This window comes from Paenibacillus pabuli (assembly GCF_039831995.1).
GTDB classification, from domain to species: domain Bacteria; phylum Bacillota; class Bacilli; order Paenibacillales; family Paenibacillaceae; genus Paenibacillus; species Paenibacillus pabuli_C.
Map to the genome: position 1 here is coordinate 2,696,355 of NZ_JBDOIO010000003.1, position 17,241 is coordinate 2,713,595.

The 17,241-nt window shown below is 47.9% G+C and carries 20 protein-coding genes, 1 tRNA gene and 1 riboswitch; of the genes, 8 read left to right on the forward strand and 13 right to left on the reverse strand.

Features of this window, described 5'->3' with window-relative positions; translation table 11 throughout:
• Positions 1 to 11: 11 nt before the first annotated feature.
• From ABGV42_RS14380 to ABGV42_RS14400, 5 genes are all read right to left on the reverse strand, one after another.
• Positions 12 to 875, reverse strand: a complete 864-nt coding sequence (locus ABGV42_RS14380) for a DUF6612 family protein (protein ID WP_347382243.1) — start codon at positions 873 to 875, stop codon at positions 12 to 14.
• A 97-nt stretch (positions 876 to 972) separates the two neighbouring features.
• Positions 973 to 1,395: a thiol-disulfide oxidoreductase DCC family protein gene (locus tag ABGV42_RS14385; protein WP_347382244.1), complete on the reverse strand. Its 423-nt coding sequence runs from the start codon at positions 1,393 to 1,395 to the stop codon at positions 973 to 975.
• A 148-nt stretch (positions 1,396 to 1,543) separates the two neighbouring features.
• Entirely contained in the window at positions 1,544 to 1,822 is a 279-nt protein-coding gene (locus ABGV42_RS14390) for a hypothetical protein (RefSeq protein ID WP_175398259.1), read from the reverse strand.
• Positions 1,823 to 1,972: 150 nt separating this feature from the next.
• On the reverse strand, positions 1,973 to 2,218 hold the full coding sequence (locus tag ABGV42_RS14395; protein WP_024629326.1) for a zinc ribbon domain-containing protein: 246 nt from the start codon (positions 2,216 to 2,218) through the stop codon (positions 1,973 to 1,975).
• 206 nt (positions 2,219 to 2,424) lie between these two features.
• Entirely contained in the window at positions 2,425 to 2,844 is a 420-nt protein-coding gene (locus ABGV42_RS14400) for an organic hydroperoxide resistance protein (RefSeq protein WP_347382245.1), read from the reverse strand.
• 429 nt (positions 2,845 to 3,273) lie between these two features.
• On the opposite strand from ABGV42_RS14400, the gene ABGV42_RS14405 reads away from it, so the two are divergent.
• On the forward strand, positions 3,274 to 4,569 hold the full coding sequence (locus ABGV42_RS14405; RefSeq protein ID WP_347383246.1) for an Nramp family divalent metal transporter: 1,296 nt from the start codon (positions 3,274 to 3,276) through the stop codon (positions 4,567 to 4,569).
• A 166-nt stretch (positions 4,570 to 4,735) separates the two neighbouring features.
• On the opposite strand, the gene ABGV42_RS14410 is transcribed toward ABGV42_RS14405, so the two are convergent.
• Positions 4,736 to 5,419, reverse strand: coding sequence for an HAD family hydrolase (locus ABGV42_RS14410; protein ID WP_347382246.1), 684 nt, complete (start codon positions 5,417 to 5,419; stop codon positions 4,736 to 4,738).
• Positions 5,420 to 5,592: 173 nt separating this feature from the next.
• Positions 5,593 to 5,991, reverse strand: a complete 399-nt coding sequence (locus ABGV42_RS14415; protein ID WP_347382247.1) for a hypothetical protein — start codon at positions 5,989 to 5,991, stop codon at positions 5,593 to 5,595.
• A 115-nt stretch (positions 5,992 to 6,106) separates the two neighbouring features.
• Positions 6,107 to 6,279, reverse strand: a riboswitch (cyclic di-AMP (ydaO/yuaA leader).
• 376 nt (positions 6,280 to 6,655) lie between these two features.
• Between ABGV42_RS14415 and ABGV42_RS14420 the strand changes: the two genes are divergently transcribed.
• A complete protein-coding gene (locus ABGV42_RS14420) occupies positions 6,656 to 7,132 on the forward strand; it encodes a glutathione peroxidase (RefSeq protein WP_347382248.1) in 477 nt (158 codons plus the stop codon).
• Positions 7,133 to 7,276: 144 nt separating this feature from the next.
• On the opposite strand, the gene ABGV42_RS14425 is transcribed toward ABGV42_RS14420, so the two are convergent.
• Positions 7,277 to 7,359: transfer RNA gene (locus tag ABGV42_RS14425), tRNA-Leu, on the reverse strand.
• 426 nt (positions 7,360 to 7,785) lie between these two features.
• On the opposite strand from ABGV42_RS14425, the gene ABGV42_RS14430 reads away from it, so the two are divergent.
• The 3 genes from ABGV42_RS14430 (at position 7,786) to ABGV42_RS14440 (ending at position 9,661) form a co-directional block, all read left to right on the forward strand.
• On the forward strand, positions 7,786 to 8,487 hold the full coding sequence (locus ABGV42_RS14430; RefSeq protein ID WP_347382249.1) for an urease accessory protein UreF: 702 nt from the start codon (positions 7,786 to 7,788) through the stop codon (positions 8,485 to 8,487).
• Positions 8,488 to 8,745: 258 nt separating this feature from the next.
• Positions 8,746 to 8,949 carry an XRE family transcriptional regulator gene (locus ABGV42_RS14435; protein WP_347382250.1) on the forward strand — a complete coding sequence of 68 codons (204 nt, stop codon included), beginning with the start codon at positions 8,746 to 8,748 and terminating at the stop codon, positions 8,947 to 8,949.
• Positions 8,950 to 9,007: 58 nt separating this feature from the next.
• On the forward strand, positions 9,008 to 9,661 hold the full coding sequence (locus tag ABGV42_RS14440; protein WP_347382251.1) for a hypothetical protein: 654 nt from the start codon (positions 9,008 to 9,010) through the stop codon (positions 9,659 to 9,661).
• A gap of 28 nt (positions 9,662 to 9,689) precedes the next feature.
• Here the strand turns inward: ABGV42_RS14440 and urtE are convergent, their stop codons facing one another.
• The 5 genes from urtE to urtA form a co-directional block, all read right to left on the reverse strand.
• On the reverse strand, positions 9,690 to 10,385 hold the full coding sequence (urtE, locus tag ABGV42_RS14445; protein ID WP_347382252.1) for an urea ABC transporter ATP-binding subunit UrtE: 696 nt from the start codon (positions 10,383 to 10,385) through the stop codon (positions 9,690 to 9,692).
• Positions 10,363 to 11,172 carry an urea ABC transporter ATP-binding protein UrtD gene (urtD, locus tag ABGV42_RS14450; RefSeq protein WP_347382253.1) on the reverse strand — a complete coding sequence of 270 codons (810 nt, stop codon included), beginning with the start codon at positions 11,170 to 11,172 and terminating at the stop codon, positions 10,363 to 10,365. The genes urtE and urtD overlap by 23 nt, the downstream gene beginning before the upstream one ends.
• Positions 11,135 to 12,229: an urea ABC transporter permease subunit UrtC gene (gene urtC, locus ABGV42_RS14455; protein WP_347382254.1), complete on the reverse strand. Its 1,095-nt coding sequence runs from the start codon at positions 12,227 to 12,229 to the stop codon at positions 11,135 to 11,137. The genes urtD and urtC overlap by 38 nt, the downstream gene beginning before the upstream one ends.
• A gap of 18 nt (positions 12,230 to 12,247) precedes the next feature.
• On the reverse strand, positions 12,248 to 13,153 hold the full coding sequence (gene urtB / locus ABGV42_RS14460; protein ID WP_347382255.1) for an urea ABC transporter permease subunit UrtB: 906 nt from the start codon (positions 13,151 to 13,153) through the stop codon (positions 12,248 to 12,250).
• Positions 13,154 to 13,300: 147 nt separating this feature from the next.
• Positions 13,301 to 14,551, reverse strand: coding sequence for an urea ABC transporter substrate-binding protein (gene urtA, locus ABGV42_RS14465; RefSeq protein WP_347382256.1), 1,251 nt, complete (start codon positions 14,549 to 14,551; stop codon positions 13,301 to 13,303).
• Positions 14,552 to 14,811: 260 nt separating this feature from the next.
• On the opposite strand from urtA, the gene ABGV42_RS14470 reads away from it, so the two are divergent.
• From ABGV42_RS14470 to ureC, 3 genes are read left to right on the forward strand one after another with little or no spacing between them, the layout of a single operon-like run.
• Positions 14,812 to 15,114: an urease subunit gamma gene (locus tag ABGV42_RS14470; protein WP_095289358.1), complete on the forward strand. Its 303-nt coding sequence runs from the start codon at positions 14,812 to 14,814 to the stop codon at positions 15,112 to 15,114.
• An 18-nt stretch (positions 15,115 to 15,132) separates the two neighbouring features.
• A complete protein-coding gene (locus ABGV42_RS14475; RefSeq protein ID WP_347382257.1) occupies positions 15,133 to 15,522 on the forward strand; it encodes an urease subunit beta in 390 nt (129 codons plus the stop codon).
• Positions 15,519 to 17,237 (forward strand): urease subunit alpha, encoded by a 1,719-nt coding sequence (gene ureC / locus ABGV42_RS14480; protein ID WP_347382258.1) that lies wholly within the window; start codon positions 15,519 to 15,521, stop codon positions 17,235 to 17,237. The genes ABGV42_RS14475 and ureC overlap by 4 nt, the downstream gene beginning before the upstream one ends.
• Positions 17,238 to 17,241 lie beyond the last annotated feature (4 nt).

The following is a 17,241-nucleotide window of genomic DNA, read 5'->3' on the forward strand; positions in this document are numbered from 1 at the left end:
TTTATCTCTCCCTATTTCGCGCTATCCAATGCTTCCTGTGGAATCTCAATCTCTTCTACTTGGTTATGGTTGGAGAAGGTGCTGGTCATCTTCATGTTCATCGTGATTTTCTGGCCTTCCTGCTCCATCTCCATCACCATATTTACGTCCGTACCCACAGGAAGATACGTCTCCTTGTTCACCATATATTTCATTTGCATACTTGTAATATTCATTTGCTCAAGCATGGCTTGTGTTTGGGCGTCCGTTCCGTTCTGCTCCATAACGGATTGAGCCAATTCCTTCACGTTATCACCGGATACGTCTGCGTTAATGACATAATTGTCGCCCTCTTCGGTAATTTTGGTGTCTTCCGCAATTTTATTGAATTGATCCAATTCATCTTCCGGGTTCAAGCTTGATTTCATTTGCTCAATTAGCTGCTTCGTTTGATCGTCGGGAATTTTGACCCATTGATCTCCCACCTGCGAATAGATGGCATCGGAAGTAATGTACTGTTTCACGTTTTGTGCTTCCTGCCCGGACATTTCCATCTTCATCTCCTGATAGATCATCATCGGATCTTTGATGATATCCATCTTCAGTGATGTTTTAACCTGCTGATCCTGTGACTGCTCGCCACCCTCCAGCTTCAGATTCTGATCAATGGTTGCATCGCTCGAGAAGCTTTTCATTTCCTTGGCTGCTTCATTCGTTTTGGTAATCAATTCTTCCAATGTAGGGACTTGTGTCTGCTGCTCTGCAGGCGTATTCCCTTCGTTTGTTGCTTCGTTGCCAGCCGGCGGCGTTGCAGTGCTGTTATCTGCATCGTCTCCGCATGCTGTCAGGCTTACTGCCAATAATGCCCCGATAATCAATGTAGTCCACTTCTTCAACTGTTTTTCCTCCCAAAATAAATATGATCCGTATCCATTACCCAAATGTTTCCTTTATTAATCATGTTTGCTGTATATACCGTTGCGCTAGCATGATTTACAAGAAGCGATTCTTGATGTCAGGTGTCGGCAGCATACATGCTTCATCCTTGCCAAACCACCGGTAGCGATTACGGGCAACCCAGTTATATACAGCATTACGAATGAATTTGGGCACAAGGATGAAGACATATAATAATGGATATGGAAATTTCAGACCTTTGGCCAGCCGAAGTGCAGCGGTAGAACGTGTATAGTAACGGTCATTTTCAATAAGTACAAACGTATCCATGCTGTCTGTAGACAGGTTTCCTTTTTTCAGCAAGTCCTTGGCTACATCGGATTGGAGCGATGCAAAATGATATTTTCCTTCCGGATCACGTTTGATAATCCATTTGGTTAATCCTTGGCAAAAGTGACAAACCCCGTCCACGAGTACAATGGGGTGTCCCTGATGCTGATCCGCTCGAATTGATGTCATAATCAAGAGGCCTCCTCATATATGGCTGTTAGATTAACTTACCCACTTTTCCCCTTCACGTTCGGCTATCACAATAATTATACAAATCAAAAGTAGAATAGAAAAAGAGCGCAGGCTCTAAAGCCTACGCTCGTATCTGTTCGGACAATTACTCAGCAATTGCCTTTTCCATCCACTCATCTTCAATCATTTGTTGATGCAGGTCTCCCGCCCACTGGTCCATGCATTTGCAAATGAAATCTTTGCGGCATACTGGACAAGGCGTTTTCTGCAGACGGCTGATCGCTGTCATCTTCCATTCCGGAGATTTGGAGTAGAATACGCGGCACTGTGTGCCATCTACCAGCTTCATCGTAAATTCATACAATCCGTCTTTTTCGTTTTTGCTGGCTACTTGCAATTTTGCAATACTTGGTCTATAAGACATGGATATCACCTGTCATTTCAAATTTGTTTCCTGCATGACTTTTCTCAGTACTAAGTCATATTAAAGAAATTTTAGTTCGATGTCAACTCAGGGAGGACTAACCTTCCAGCTTATTATGAATTGATTCCATGCCCACCAAGTTATGCCACTCTATCCGCCGAACAAAATATCCAATATCGTTCCTACCTGACCCTGCTTTTTGCCTTTCAATACATCGGGGTCGAACACTTCCACATAGCCACATGAGGAACAGGCTACGAACAAGTAGTGATTATGCTGAATGTCGAACATTTTGCTAAGACCAGCCCCCGACATGGACACTTCCTTAATGTTGCAATCCGTTCCCCGACATTTCGTACATACAAACCTTCGCTCAATCATCTCTTCAATACTCATTTGCATTCCCCCTTTATCAGATGCCTGGCATGAAGCAAGAGTATAATTATGTAAAAGAGTACGCGATCTGACCTGCAATCTCCTGCATTTCATATGATTTTAAAATATAAAGCCCTGCCGTTTGCCAGCAGGGCTTGTACCGAACAACAGGTATCCAGGATAGCCTGCTTTCATTTATCTCTCCCTTTACTCCAGCGAGTATAGGTTTATACCACGTTCAGTACGACATCAATGTTGCCGCGAGTCGCTTTGGAATACGGGCAAAAATCATGAGCTTTGCGAGCCAGATCCTCTGCCTGACTATGGTCCACACCGGGCATACTTACATCCAGCCGGACCGACAACTGGAATCCGTCATCCGCAGGGTCTTTTCCAATGGATACATTACTTGTTACAACCACATCTTCCAGTTTAATACCTGCCTTACGCGCCACGTTGGCTAGAGCACTCTCGTAACATGCACCGTATCCTGCTGCAAAGAGCTGCTCAGGGTTCGTACCTTCACCACCGGGTCCACCCAGCTCTTTTGGCATTTTCAGATCATGTTTAAGCACACCATCTGAAGATGTTACCGAACCAGTGCGTCCACCTTTAACTGTTGCAGTTGCTGTATATAAAGCTTCCATTAGAATCTCTCCTTTTACTCGAATATTTTTGCTGCCTACAATTCAATTTAAACTTCTGGCTTATTTTGAAACGGATTCCGGTCACCAAATCAGCTTCTGCATCTTTTTCATTTTCATACATCAGCTCTTCATCCTCATAACACCATTTCTAGTTCGGAGGTAAATTTTCTGAGGTTGGGTAATATACTAGGGGCCTAATCCATTTTCCGACTCGTTTTGTCCACCTACATAAAAGTTGCACTAGACAAAAATTATTGAATGAGTACAATGTAAGTAACGACATATATTTTCAGACATATAAAAGTGAATGGCTCCGGTTTTCATTATAAGGAATATCAATACGATCATTAATAAAAAGTCAGGTGAACATTTATGAGTAAAAAAAATCCATTCAATTCTCCTTCGGCTGAGCCATTGGCTGCAGCAGGCATGGCTCCCTCCCTCGGGGAAGCTCACAGCTCCATGAAAGTTCCGACAAACGCCGCCTGGTGGAAAAAATTCCTCGCCTTTGTCGGCCCCGGTTATCTGGTCGCTGTCGGCTATATGGACCCGGGGAACTGGGCAACAGATATTGCCGGCGGTTCCCAGTTCGGTTATACGCTATTATCCGTCATTTTGATCTCAAACCTCATGGCAGTCGTATTGCAGTCACTTGCAGGCAAGCTTGGTATTGTAACCGGACGGGATCTGGCCCAAGCTTGCCGCGAACGGTTCAGCATGCCGGTTGTCATTATGCTCTGGGTCTTGTGCGAATTGGCCATTGCAGCCACGGATCTGGCTGAGGTCATCGGTTCAGCCATCGCACTGAAGCTTCTGTTCAACATCCCGATGTTATACGGCGTTATTATTACGGCTGTGGATGTTCTGCTTATCCTATTGCTGCAAAATAAAGGCTTCCGTGCCCTGGAAACGCTGGTCATCGTGCTGATGGCAACCATAGCCCTCTGCTTCGGGATTGACCTGTTTCTTGCCAAACCGGATATGGGCGGAGTACTCACCGGATTTGTACCCAGCGCCGAGATACTGCAGAATCCAGCGATGCTATATATCGCCATCGGAATCATCGGAGCAACGGTTATGCCACACAATCTGTATTTGCATTCTTCCATCGTGCAGACCCGGCAGATCGAACAGACCACTCGGGGAAAAAGAGAAGCGATTCGATACTCCACTATGGATTCAACGATCGCTTTGACCCTGGCCCTGTTTATCAACGCTGCCATACTCATTGTGTCAGCCGCTGTATTTCACAGCGCAGGTATGACGCAGGTCGCTGAGATTGCAGATGCTTATCACTTGCTCACCCCCCTGCTGGGCACAACCATTGCAAGTATCCTGTTTGGTGTCGCTCTACTGGCCTCAGGTCAGAACTCAACACTTACAGGAACACTGTCCGGACAGATTGTCATGGAAGGCTTCCTGAACATCCGGATTCCGGCTTGGCTTCGCCGGCTCGTGACCCGGTTAATCGCAATCATTCCTGCCGTGATTGTGACAGCTATCGCCGGAGAGCACGGAACGGAAGAATTGCTGATTTTGAGCCAGGTTATTCTATCCTTGCAGCTGCCTTTTGCCGTTATTCCACTTGTGATGTTTACCAGTGACAAAAAAAGCATGGGGGCATTTGCCAACAAGTTGTGGCTCAAAATGGTCTCTTGGATCATCGCTGCCGTGATTGTAGTACTGAATGTTTATCTGATCATCCAGACCATCATGCTGTTCTAATCTAAATATGTGGTAAAAACATATTTTCTTTAACCAGAAATTGATAAAAAAGGCTGATCCCCTCAAGAATATATAACTTGAGGGGATCAGCCTTTTAGCTTGCCGTACATTTGCCTTGTCCACTATTTAAAGACACGTGAAGTCATCTCTTTTTCCATCTTATGCACTAATCTTCCGCAGACACAAGCAGAGGAATAAGCTGCTCCAGGGCTTCGATCGTCCAGTCTGCATGCCCCTGACCCTCCAGCTCAGGCTGAAACCGTCCATAGCCCTGCAAAATACGTATCGTTCGCATCCCCAGCTTCTTGGCAGGAATGATATCGTTATCAATCCGGTCTCCAATCATGACCGCTTCCTCGGGTTCACAACCCGCCTGTTTCAGAGCTACCGCATATAGCTCCGGGTCCGGCTTGGATACACCTTCTTCTGCCGAACAAGCCAGAACATCCACGTACCTCCGCAGACCGTAGCTTTCCAGGCGCCCCTCTGTCCCTGGACTCTGGTTGGCAATGATGCCGATTCGATAGTGGTGTGACAATTCCTTCAACACCGCGTCAGCCGAAGCGAATGGCTTCTCCAGTTCCTTCCGGAACTTCAACTTCTCCTGAATCTGCTCCCTATGACGTTCATCGCTAATCAGCGTTCGAATGGCTACCCTCATGGGCCACTGCTCATAATTTCGGTAACAGGAGGCGAAAATCTCTCGCACTTCCTCTATCTTCACCGGATATCCAAGCAAGCAGGCTTCTTCAACAAACTGCCCAATAATATCATCTACCGGATCCCATTCGTCCACCAGCGTATCTCCTACATCAAAGAACAACCATTTTAACCCACGTACATCCGGCACGCCTATTCCTCCTTGTTAGCCATGAACGCAACCTTTATGAATCAACACTGTGCATTAATGCTCAAATAAAAAAAGAAGACCCACCATCTTGCATGAGTCTCCTCAGAATTCCGTTTTTTCATAAGTTCAATTATAACAGGCACCTTACACCGGATCAATCGGCAGCTATCACATTAACCATTAAGTAAGAAGCCAACTTCTCCATTGAGGGAATACACAATTCGGTCAGCTCCCATCCCACGGTAAATGCCTTTGGGGTGACTCTGTTCGGTAATCACACACAGCGATTTGGAGGTCCAGGAACGGCAGATCTGCAAATAGCGGCAGGTCAGGTTCAAACTATTCTCGAATATGAAAACGTTACCTACGCTCGATTGTGGTAGAAACCACTTCTGAGCTTCAGCTGTATTCATGCGAATGACGTTCTCCACTCCGATTCTCCGGAGTTTCCGTTCTTCCCCTGCACTGTTGGTCAGAACGGCAAACGGCATTTTTTTGTACATCAACAGCCTGATAAACTTGCGGCCTGCTTCATTCGGTGCTGTTACTAAAATCATCTCATTATCCATCATTCGTTCCTCCCTTGGCGTGAAAAGACAACAAAAAAGAAGCGTGGGGGACCAAGGCCTCCCGAACGCTTCTTGAATAACCCATGACGAAAACGCCATGAATATGCGTACGGCTTGTTGCCTCTCCCTTTAACGCTTACGAGGTTAGCTGACGGATTCGGGCGCGAGAGTCGCCCTATTTCCGGCTTGCACCGAAAAATTCACCCCATGGATTAGCTGCATTGACAGCCATTCCGATTGGTTCCCCCGTTTCCCACCCATGAATGAATGGAAACTCAGCGATTAAAACATCGTTCCTGTTTCATGTATTGATCAGAGCGATATTATCGTTTGTTTCGTTGTTCATGTTAAGTTGAATTGAATTTGAAATTACGATATGAATCATACACCCGCGCCATGTTAGTGTAAAGTCTGGTCAGATCACCGAATGGACGAATTTAAGGCATTACACATTAATGATATCGCTTACAACCCATCCATTCTCTATCCATCTCTATTAAGCTCGCTAATTCTCGTCCTTATAAAAAACGTATGTAATTTAAGGATTCTGTAGGTAAGAATAGAAAGGTATTTATCATTTAATTAATTTTGCATTATCTAATTGTAAGCAATATAATGTAGTTATACGAATCATTAACCCTATTATACGAAATGGAGGCGACGAATCATGACCGTTTATGACTACACAGTCAATACCCTTCGAGGCCAGAAAGTGGAGATGTCCGAATATCGCAACAAGGTGCTGCTCATAGTAAATACTGCGAGTAAATGCGGCCTGACCCCGCAATTCGAAGGCTTACAGGAACTTTATAACAAATTCAAAGATCGGCATTTTGAAGTATTGGGCTTCCCGAGTAACCAGTTCGCTCAGGAAAAGGGATCTTCCGATGATATTGCAGAGTTCTGTCAAATGAATTACGGTGTAAGCTTCCCTATGTTTGAGAAAATTGATGTCAATGGTTCAAGCGCTCATCCTCTCTTCCAGCACCTGACAACAGAGGCACCGGGATTGCTCGGTTCCAAAGCCATCAAATGGAACTTCACCAAATTCCTCGTTGATCAGAACGGACGCGTCGTGAAGCGTTATGCACCAAAAACGACTCCTGACCAAATTGAGGCAGATATTGAGAAACTGCTGAAATAAAGCAACACGGAGAGGCCATGATAACAAGGAACCAGGGAAAGCCAGGTTCTCTGTGAATGGCCTTTTTTTATCAGCACGTCTTCTCCAAACGCAAAAAAAGAGGTTCTCCGTATTCGGAAAACCTCTTCTTGTCGTACATTATGATGCGGTCGAGAGGACTCGAACCTCCACGGGCATACGCCCACTACCCCCTCAAGATAGCGTGTCTGCCATTCCACCACGACCGCATGTCGTAAATAATCGGCAACAAAAATGATTATACAGGATTATGATGTAAAAGTAAAGCACTTTTCAAAAACGAATCTACACTTGCGTTTTTGTTCCATAAATTGGTTTTTATCGTCATGATTTCTTAACTATTGCATACATTAAATTTCAATTCATTTTGATCATTAATATATGTTACTTTATCTCCCGATAAGACAACATTTTGAACACCACACTTTGATTTCCTCGAGTCTCCAGCCTTATTGTGTTACTAATAATAACATTAAAATAACAAACGCACAAAATATCAAGAAATTATTGACAAAATACGGATGTTTATGTGATTATATATATCATATAATTCGGATTTTAAACATAAATGAATTAAAAAAGAAATATTAATGTTAATTAAATTGACATTAAAAGAACGTAGGAGGCGAAAGACCATGAACCGCGGGAATAAGCTGCTCGATTATGTCAAACTGCTTGATTCCTCCATTCATGTCGGAGGTTTTACCCATTCCTTTGGTATGGATGTACTCATTGCCGAAGGCAGCATACGAAATGCAGATGATCTGGAATCTTTCATGCGCTGTCAGCTGCATCCCAGTATCGTTCGACTTGAAGGCATGGCAATTAAAGGCATCTACAGTGCAACTGATCATAACGACACTTGGCGAACGGCTCTCATTGACAAATTGGTTCATGTTCAGCGGACCCCTGCTGACCTAAGGGAACAAGCCACTGCCATGGGCAAAAGACTGATCAAGCTGGCCCGGGCCCTTCACCCCTGGATTGAATTCAGCCAGCTCGAGCACACCCTTGCCAAATACGAGTCTGTTGGCTGCCTCTCCACCGTTCACGCTTGGATCAACCACCACCTCGATATCCCCGTCGAGGAAGCGGTAATGGGTTACTTGCACTCAGCCATGAGTGCCTGCATAACCGAAGCATCCAAAGTCCTCCCCTTGGATAACGAAACAACCCAGGAACTGCTGGTTCGCCTGGCCGCAGATCTGGAGCATGAATGGAATACCGTGAGCACCTCTGCTGCGGATGGACCGACACAGCCAACCTCAATGTCCATGAAATCGTTGTTCCCCAGCTTCCACATGCTTGGCGCAGGCCTTCATGCTTACCGCGCCTAACCTTTCCATCCCCAAGACTCCCCTTATATTTCCCTGAAAAAAAAAAGCACGCAGCAGCCTCCTTGCTGCCGTGCTTTTTTTCGTTCCGCCTCTCCAGTACACGCTTTTACGTCATTATTAGACATATAAACACTAAATTTCATCATTTTTAATTGTTACATGACGTAATTACGTATATAATAAGATACACAGCTCGCATCTCCCATTATTCCCCACAACCGAAGGCGGGTTGAATACTTCTATGAAGGGTGAACCCTTTTGAACAAAAAGAAACCCGTGACTCCGTTCGGATGGGCCATCAAACGCCGCCTAACGGAGCTTCAGATGGATCAGAAAACGTTTTGTGAGAAGTACGACATCCCGCCGTACCGTTTATCCAATCTCATTCATGGTACACGAAAAGCAACCCGTTTCCGAAACCAGGTCGCAGACATTTTGCAAATTCCTGATGAACTACGATGACACACTCATTGCCATGTCGTCCCGATCCCTTAACCGATTGCCAAGGAGGGCCTATTACATGAGCTTCTTTACGACCGACCTTGAAAGGTTATCCTTTCAGTCCATCCGCCATCAGCTCATCATTGTCGACCGCGACTGGAGAATCCGCAGCTGCAATACCGCATGGCAGAACGGACTCGGGCGATTGCATCTCTTGCAGTACAAATCAGACATCCGCCAACCGTCTTACGAAACGTTTCATTATCTTCAGCTGCTGCAGACATGGGCAGCCCAGGAGGAGAAAACGGAAAATTCGTCGATTATTGAGAAGCTAGAGAATATTCAACACCCTTTTGTTCACTGCCATACATATGACATATCCTTGCAGCCTGCGAACCTGGATCTTAGATGGTTCCGTCTGGAGCTGACTCCCCTGACTCAGACAGACCCTCCGTCGCCCATGGGACTAGCTCTGATTGCGCACACAGACATTACGGAACAGAAGCGGACTGAACAGCAACTGAAGATGGCTCTGTCAGAAGTGCGGACACTACGCGGACTGCTTCCCATATGCGCCGTCTGCAAACAGATTAAGGACGAGCAGGACGTCTGGAATTCAGTCGAAGGTTATTTGGAGAGACATACCCATGCAGAATTCACACACGACATCTGTCCGGACTGCATTCGCAGGCTATACCCGAAGTACTCCAATATTTTGGATAAGCGCTCCTGAACAAAACAAAAAAAAATAACCACCTCTCCTAGACGGACAGGTGGTGTTCAAATTGGGACATATCCAATTCTTCGGGTGTTCCTTGCAGTGCAATTGCTCCCTTGTCCATGACATAGATAAAATCCGCAGCACCGCGTACAAAGTCAATGCTCTGTTCGACGAGCAGCACCGAAATGTCACCCCTGGCCTTGATTCGCAGAATGACCTGCCGGATATCCTCGACAATCGAAGGCTGTATACCTTCCGTTGGTTCATCCAGCAACAATAGTCCAGGTCGCGAGGCGAGCGCTCGCGCAAAGGCAAGCTGCTGCTGCTGGCCACCACTCAAATCGCCGCCCTGCCGTCCATACATGGTCGCAAGTACCGGAAACATCGCGAGTACATCTTCAGGAAACGTCTTCACCCCAGGCGCAGATGTCTCCAGACCGAGCAGCAGATTTTCCTTTACCGTGAGCTGAGGGAAAATCTCACGTCCCTGAGGAACATATCCAATACCCGCCTTGGCGCGTTTGGCCGGCTCCAAAGCGGATATATCCTGCCCTTTCCAGTGGATGGCCCCCTTCCTTATTTTGAGCAGGCCCATTAACGTTTTCATCAGCGTCGTTTTGCCTACACCATTCCGGCCCATTAGGCAGACCACCTGTCCGGGCAGGACATCGAGATTAACACCACGCAGCACATTGCTTTCCCCGTAGCCGGATTCAATTCGTTGCAGCGACAGCATGGTCATCTCTCCTTTTTCCCAAGTAGACTTCGGCCACCCTAGGATCTTCCTGCACCTCAGCCATGGTACCTTCCTTCAACAGCTTCCCTTCATGCATCACGGTTACTTTCGCCGCGTACTCACGGACAAACTCCATATCATGCTCCACAACCACGACCGAACGTTCACGCGCTATCCCCTGTAACAACCTGCCTGTTTTATGCGTTTCCTCGTCCGTCATCCCGGCAACCGGTTCGTCCAGCAACAACACGCGCGGTTTCTGAAGCAGCAGCATGCCAATTTCCAGCCACTGCTTCTCGCCGTGAGATAGCGCCCCTGCTCGTGTATACACGCGGTCTTGTAATCCAATTTGCTGAATAATCCGTTCCATTGCAGTGTTTATTTTCCCAAACCGCGGAATACCAAGAGTCCGAAGAGGTGAACGCTGACTTTCCGCCGCCAAGGCCAAATTCTCCTGTACGGTAAGGCCTCCGAAGATGGACGGCGCCTGGAATTTACGACCCACGCCCTTTCGGACGATCTGATGCTCCTTTAAACGCGTCAGCTCTGTGCCATCTTCCAGCCGCACCGTGCCGGAGAGGGGTTTGATTTTTCCACAAATTACATCCAGCATTGTCGTTTTCCCCGCACCATTGGGGCCGATCAGAAAATGTAAATCATGCTCATGCAGCTTCAGGTTCATGCCATTAACTGCGACGAATCCGCCAAAAGCTACAGTAATATTCTCAGCCATCAATACAGGCAAAGCTTCAGTAGACTTTAGGTTTTTCCTGACTGACTGGGACATGCACAACCTCTCCTCTCCGCTTCAGCAATCGAACGACGTTTCGATAGACTCCAACGAGTCCGTTAGGCATGAACAACACCACCGTTACAAACAGCCCACCGAGAACAAACAACCAGCCTTCAGGGTACGCCTCACTTATCCCGGTTTTGGCCGCATTCAGAACCACTGCCCCGATCACAGCCCCAATCAGCGTGCCGCGACCACCCAAGGCAACCCATAACACCATTTCAATTGAGGGAACGATCCCCATCATGGACGGCGAGATGATCCCGACCTGAAGAACAAACAGCATACCTGCTATTCCCGCAAGAGCCCCGGAAAGGGCGAACGTTAGCGTTTTATACCCCGCCGGATCATAACCAAGGAAACGTACCCGGTTTTCTCCGTCCCGTGAAGCTTCCAATACCTGACCAAACCGGCTGTTCACTATTTTCCTGCAGAGCAGGTACGTGAGCACCAGGATGGCAAGCGTAATATAGTAGAGCACAATTGTTGTCCCTGCAGAATGAAGAGTGAAACCGAAAATGGAGTTATATCCGGTTATACCATTGGTCCCCCCGGTCCACTCTTGTTTGCCGATAAACAAGGTAACCGTGATGAGCACAAGAGCTTGCGTCAAAATCGTAAAATACACCCCGGTAATCCGGTTACGAAACGTAAACCAGCCCAGCACAAATGCCAGTAATGCAGGAAGAGCAATACCCAGAATCAACGCCACTGGAAATGAACGAAATGGTTCCCAGAACCACGGAAGACCTGACAAGCCGCTCCACCCCATGAAATCAGGCAGGGATGTGCCGCTCGCCTGCAGTTTCAGATACATAGCCATGGCATAGCCGCCAAGACCAAAGAACACCCCATGCCCCAGACTCAGAACTCCGCCATAACCCCAGATCAGATCCAGTCCAATAGCCAAAATGGCCAGTGCCAGAAATTTAGCGAGCAAGCTAAGCCGAAACTCGGTAGAGATTAGCGGAGCAAGACACATCAGGATGAGTACGACCGCCCAGATGATTCTCGTTTTCAAACTGCCTGACTTCAGAAGTGCTGACATCATATAACCCCCTTCTTCACGTTAGTCGAGACTGCGAGTCCGCATGGCAACCAGGCCCCGCGGCTTCCATTGCAGAAAAGCAACGATACATACAAACACCAGCACTTTGCCGATGGAGGCAGATGTGTAGGTTTCAAACAACGTATTGAACATGCCAATCCCGAGCGCTCCGCATACCGTCCCTACCAGTTTGCCGACCCCGCCAAGAACAACGACCATAAATGCATCCACAATATAATAGGTTCCGAGCGAAGGGCCAATCGGCCCAATGAGCGTCAGAGCACAACCCGCGATACCCGCGATTCCTGAACCAATGGCAAAGGTCATGCCATCTACCCGTCTGGTCGAAATCCCGAGACAGCCCGCCATGCTCCGGTTCTGCATGACAGCCCGCATCCGTCGTCCGGAAGAAGTGCGGTATATGTACAGATACATACACAATAGGACAACTGCAACAAGCGCGATGATAAAGAGCCGTTTATACGGAAATACGATACCGTCAGAGATCATAAGACCGCCGTTAAGCCAGGATGGACTGGATACACCCACATTCGGCGCCCCGAAGATGGTACGTGCGAGCTGCTGCAGCATCATCCCCACACCCCATGTAGCCAGCAAACTGTCCAGGGGTCTACCGTATAAGTGCCGAATCAAAATCACTTCAAGCAGCCAGCCGATAAGTGCAGCCACTCCAAAGGCAATCGGCAATGCCACGATAAAATAAACTTCGAACCACGCTGCAGGAGCATATGAAATGAACAGATTTTGGGTCACATACGTTGCATATGCACCAATCATGATCAACTCACCATGAGCCATGTTGATGACATTCATGAGACCAAAAGTTACTGCGAGCCCCAGTGCAATCAGCAGCAGGATCGAACTGATGCTAAGGCCATTGAACATTTGCAAAACAAACATATCCATCCCGATCACCCTTTCACATACTAAAAGCCTCTCCTAATCCAAAAGCATCACCGAGACTTCGCACCAACGCTTTAGTGTAATATTGTACGAGGGTGCGCTGTCCCACCCTCATCCGTGATCTCAGAAGTTTGGACATGAAGGACTTACTTATTGATTGCTTAGAGAAGCTCCCCATTCATAGGTTTTCAAATAAGGATCAGGCTTGACAGGAGAACCGGAGTTCCACAATTCCTTGAATTGACCATCTTCCTGCACTTCTCCGATCCGGACGGTTTTGTAAATATGCTGATTCTCTCCATCCACGGTTACTTTTCCCTCGGGAGCATCAAATTCCAATCCTTTCGCCGCTTCTCTGACCTTCTCCACATCGGTTGATCCCGCTTTTTCAACAGCTGCTTTCCACAGATAAACCGCTACGTAACCCGCCTCAATCGGATCGGCCGTCACCCGGTCAGCACCATATTTTTCTTTATATTTCTCAACGAATGTCTTGTTTTCTGGAGTATCTGTTGTCTGGTAATAGTTCCATGAAGCCAGGTGCCCTTTCAGCACATCTGCTCCAATGCCCCGAATTTCCTCTTCGGCCACACTGACCGACAGCGTCGTCATCTGTTCCGAGGTGATGCCAGCATCCTTCAGTTGTTTGAAGAAAGCTACATTACTGTCCCCATTAAGCGTGTTATACACCACATCCGGCTTCGCAGCTTTGATTTTGCTTATGATGGTACTGTAATCGGTATGACCCAGCGGTGTGTATTCCTCGCCAACCACTTCTCCGCCTTCAGCTTCCAGTTGAGCTTTAATGACCTGATTGGCTGTTTTCGGGAAAACATAGTCCGAACCAAGCAGATAAAATGTTTTGCCCCTGTTCTCCAGCAACCAGGTTACGGAAGGAACAATTTGTTGGTTTGTTGTTGCACCTGTATAAAAAATGTTGGGAGATGACTCCAGTCCTTCATACTGCACCGGATAAAACAAAAGACCTTTATTCTGCTCAAACACTGGGAGCATTGCCTTTCGACTCGCTGAGGTCCATCCGCCAAAAACAGCGGCCACCTTATCCTGCTGAAGCAGCTTTCCGGCCTTTTCCGCAAAAGTCGGCCAATCTGAAGCCCCGTCTTCAACGACAGGCTCAATCTGTTTGCCCAGGACACCACCGGCTGCATTGATCTCTTCGATCGCAAGCATCTCGGCATCCTTGACAGACACCTCGCTGATCGCCATCGTTCCGCTCAAGGAATGAAGAATGCCTACCTTGATCGTCTCATCGGACGCAGCAGCCTCTCCCGTCCCACTGGAATTCGAAGCTTCTGGCGGCGTTCCCCCTTCCACACATCCCGTCAAAGCAATGACCGCACCCAGCAAAATACCCCATAATCTGACCGACCTCTTCTTCAATAGCCTACACTCCCTTTTTTTAGTCTATTGACGAACATTAAGGTCATTTAACTCCGAAATGTTCGTTGATCCAAATTATGGAGGGTTCAACTCTTCATGTCAATAATGCTTACATAATTTTATTTCACGCCTACTCGTTTCATGCATGCTGCTAATATGTTTCGAACCTTATTGACAAAGGATTCACCCTGTGTGAGTATATTTAACATATAACACGATTCATGAAGATATATACTATTATGGGAAAGGTCGGATAGCCCTTGCACTGGACGGAGCAGGAAAAAGAAAAACTGCTGATTACTGTAGCCGCCAATCTCGCTCGCGAACGTAGAGGACGTGGACTGAAGCTAAATGTTCCTGAAGCCATCGCTTTGTTAACCTCCGAGCTCATGGAACGAGCACGAGATGGAATGAGCGTGGCGGATTTGATGAGATATGGCGGCACGATCCTTACACGGGATGATTGTATGGAGGGTGTCCCCGATATGATCCCCGAAGTACAGGTGGAAGCTACGTTCCCAGACGGAACAAAATTGGTTACTGTGCATGAGCCCATACGTTGAGAAAGGCAGGAGAATGCCATGATCCCAGGCGAATATCGATTGAAACCGGATGAGATCGCCTGTCATCCCGATCGCCAAACGATACGACTAATCGTGTTGAACCGCGGTGATCGTCCCGTGCAGGTCGGTTCTCATGTTCACTTCTATGAAGTGAATGCCGCACTCGACTTTGATCGCACTGCAGCGTTCGGACATCGTCTGCACATCCCTGCAGGCACCGCCGTTCGTTTCGAACCCGGCGAAGAGAAGCCGGTTGAACTCACTACTTTTGGCGGCAAACGCCAGATTTACGGATTTAACGGATTAACAGAAGGATCGGCGGACCAGCCGCCAGACCCACAGAAGCTTGAAGCATTCCTAAAGGCGTTCGCTCCAGCTCCATCACAGGATGGAGGAGGTCCAGCATGAAACGCATGTCTCGCGAGCAATACGCTTCCATGTTTGGTCCAACTACCGGGGATGCCGTAAGACTGGCAGATACGGAGCTCTGGGCAGAAATTGAGCATGATTACGCTGTATACGGGGATGAGAGCAAATTCGGAGGCGGGAAAGTCATCCGGGACGGCATGGGCCAGTCCGCAACCGCCCTTCGCAGCCACGGCACGCCGGATACCGTCATTACAAACGCCATCATTATCGATCATTGGGGTATTGTAAAAGCAGATATCGGCATCCGTGACGGAATCATCTGTGCCATTGGCAAATCCGGTAATCCGGATACGATGGACGGGGTCGACCCCCTCCTTGTGATTGGCGCTTCCACGGAGATTATCGCCGGCGAAGGCATGATCGTCACGGCAGGCGGGATCGATACCCACATTCATTTCATTTGTCCACAGCAGATTCAAACAGCTTTGTCTTCCGGAGTAACCACCATGATCGGTGGAGGTACAGGACCAGCAACAGGTACAAAAGCAACCACCTGCACACCAGGAGCCTGGCACATTCACCGCATGCTGGAGTCCGCCGAAGCCTTTCCTATGAATATTGGTTATCTTGGCAAAGGCAATAGTTCAACCACTGCCCCACTCATTGAGCAGATCGAAGCCGGTGTCATCGGCTTGAAATTGCATGAGGATTGGGGAACCACCCCAAGCGCCATCGATGCCTGCCTGACAGCTGCCGGAGAACACGATATCCAGGTAGCTATTCATACCGATACCCTGAATGAGACGGGATTTCTCGAGAATACGCTTGCGGCCATTAATGGCCGCACGATCCACACGTATCATACGGAAGGCGCGGGCGGAGGACATGCACCGGACATTATCCGCGCTGCCGGTGAATCGTATGTGATTCCTTCTTCAACCAACCCGACGCGTCCTTATACGCGCAATACAGTTGAAGAACATCTCGATATGTTGATGGTGTGCCATCATTTGGATCCGGCCATTCCGGAGGATGTTGCTTTTGCCGATTCCCGGATTCGTCCCGAAACCATTGCAGCAGAAGACATCTTGCATGATCTCGGTGTGTTCAGCATTATCAGTTCCGATTCTCAGGCGATGGGCCGGGTAGGCGAAGTCATCATTCGTACCTGGCAGACCGCGGACAAAATGAAGAAACAGCGCGGCAAGCTGGAATTGAAATCAGGCTCCCCTTCTGACAACGACCGAATCAAGAGATATGTCGCCAAATATACGATCAATCCTGCCATCGCTCACGGCATCAGCCATATCGTCGGTTCTGTGGAGGTGGGCAAGTTAGCCGATCTGATCGTCTGGAACCCATCCTATTTCGGAGTCAAACCCGAAATGGTGATTAAAGGCGGGATGATTACCTTCGCTCAGATGGGAGATCCAAATGCCTCCATCCCGACGCCTCAGCCCGTGTTTGGCAGACCGATGTTCGGGTCATATGGCGGTGCTATCGCCAAAGGGTCCATCACTTTTGTCTCTCAGGCTGCTGCTGATACAGGCATTAAGGAAACGCTTGGATTAAACAAGCGCGTGGAAGCTGTCAAAGGCTGCCGCTCGGTGAGCAAAAAGGATATGATTCACAACGATGTGACACCTCACATTGAAGTGGATCCTGAGACGTACGAGGTGCGAGCCGATGGGATCCTGCTTACCTGCGAGCCTGCGGATGAGCTGCCGATGGCACAGCGCTATTTCATGTTTTGAGAAG

Bases quoted from the DNA above. Each gene is read 5' to 3' on its own strand.
- ureC (WP_347382258.1), top strand. From the start codon at position 15,519: ATGAAACGCATGTCTCGCGAGCAATACGCTTCCATGTTTGGTCCAACT.
- ABGV42_RS14385 (WP_347382244.1), bottom strand. From the start codon at position 1,395: ATGACATCAATTCGAGCGGATCAGCATCAGGGACACCCCATTGTACTC.
- urtD (WP_347382253.1), bottom strand. From the start codon at position 11,172: ATGTCCCAGTCAGTCAGGAAAAACCTAAAGTCTACTGAAGCTTTGCCT.
- urtC (WP_347382254.1), bottom strand. From the start codon at position 12,229: ATGATGTCAGCACTTCTGAAGTCAGGCAGTTTGAAAACGAGAATCATC.
- ABGV42_RS14475 (WP_347382257.1), top strand. From the start codon at position 15,133: ATGATCCCAGGCGAATATCGATTGAAACCGGATGAGATCGCCTGTCAT.
- ABGV42_RS14390 (WP_175398259.1), bottom strand. From the start codon at position 1,822: ATGTCTTATAGACCAAGTATTGCAAAATTGCAAGTAGCCAGCAAAAAC.
- ABGV42_RS14395 (WP_024629326.1), bottom strand. From the start codon at position 2,218: ATGAGTATTGAAGAGATGATTGAGCGAAGGTTTGTATGTACGAAATGT.
- ABGV42_RS14420 (WP_347382248.1), top strand. From the start codon at position 6,656: ATGACCGTTTATGACTACACAGTCAATACCCTTCGAGGCCAGAAAGTG.
- ABGV42_RS14415 (WP_347382247.1), bottom strand. From the start codon at position 5,991: ATGATGGATAATGAGATGATTTTAGTAACAGCACCGAATGAAGCAGGC.
- urtE (WP_347382252.1), bottom strand. From the start codon at position 10,385: ATGCTGTCGCTGCAACGAATTGAATCCGGCTACGGGGAAAGCAATGTG.
- ABGV42_RS14440 (WP_347382251.1), top strand. From the start codon at position 9,008: ATGAGCTTCTTTACGACCGACCTTGAAAGGTTATCCTTTCAGTCCATC.
- urtB (WP_347382255.1), bottom strand. From the start codon at position 13,153: ATGGATATGTTTGTTTTGCAAATGTTCAATGGCCTTAGCATCAGTTCG.
- ABGV42_RS14405 (WP_347383246.1), top strand. From the start codon at position 3,274: ATGGCTCCCTCCCTCGGGGAAGCTCACAGCTCCATGAAAGTTCCGACA.
- ABGV42_RS14400 (WP_347382245.1), bottom strand. From the start codon at position 2,844: ATGGAAGCTTTATATACAGCAACTGCAACAGTTAAAGGTGGACGCACT.
- ABGV42_RS14430 (WP_347382249.1), top strand. From the start codon at position 7,786: ATGAACCGCGGGAATAAGCTGCTCGATTATGTCAAACTGCTTGATTCC.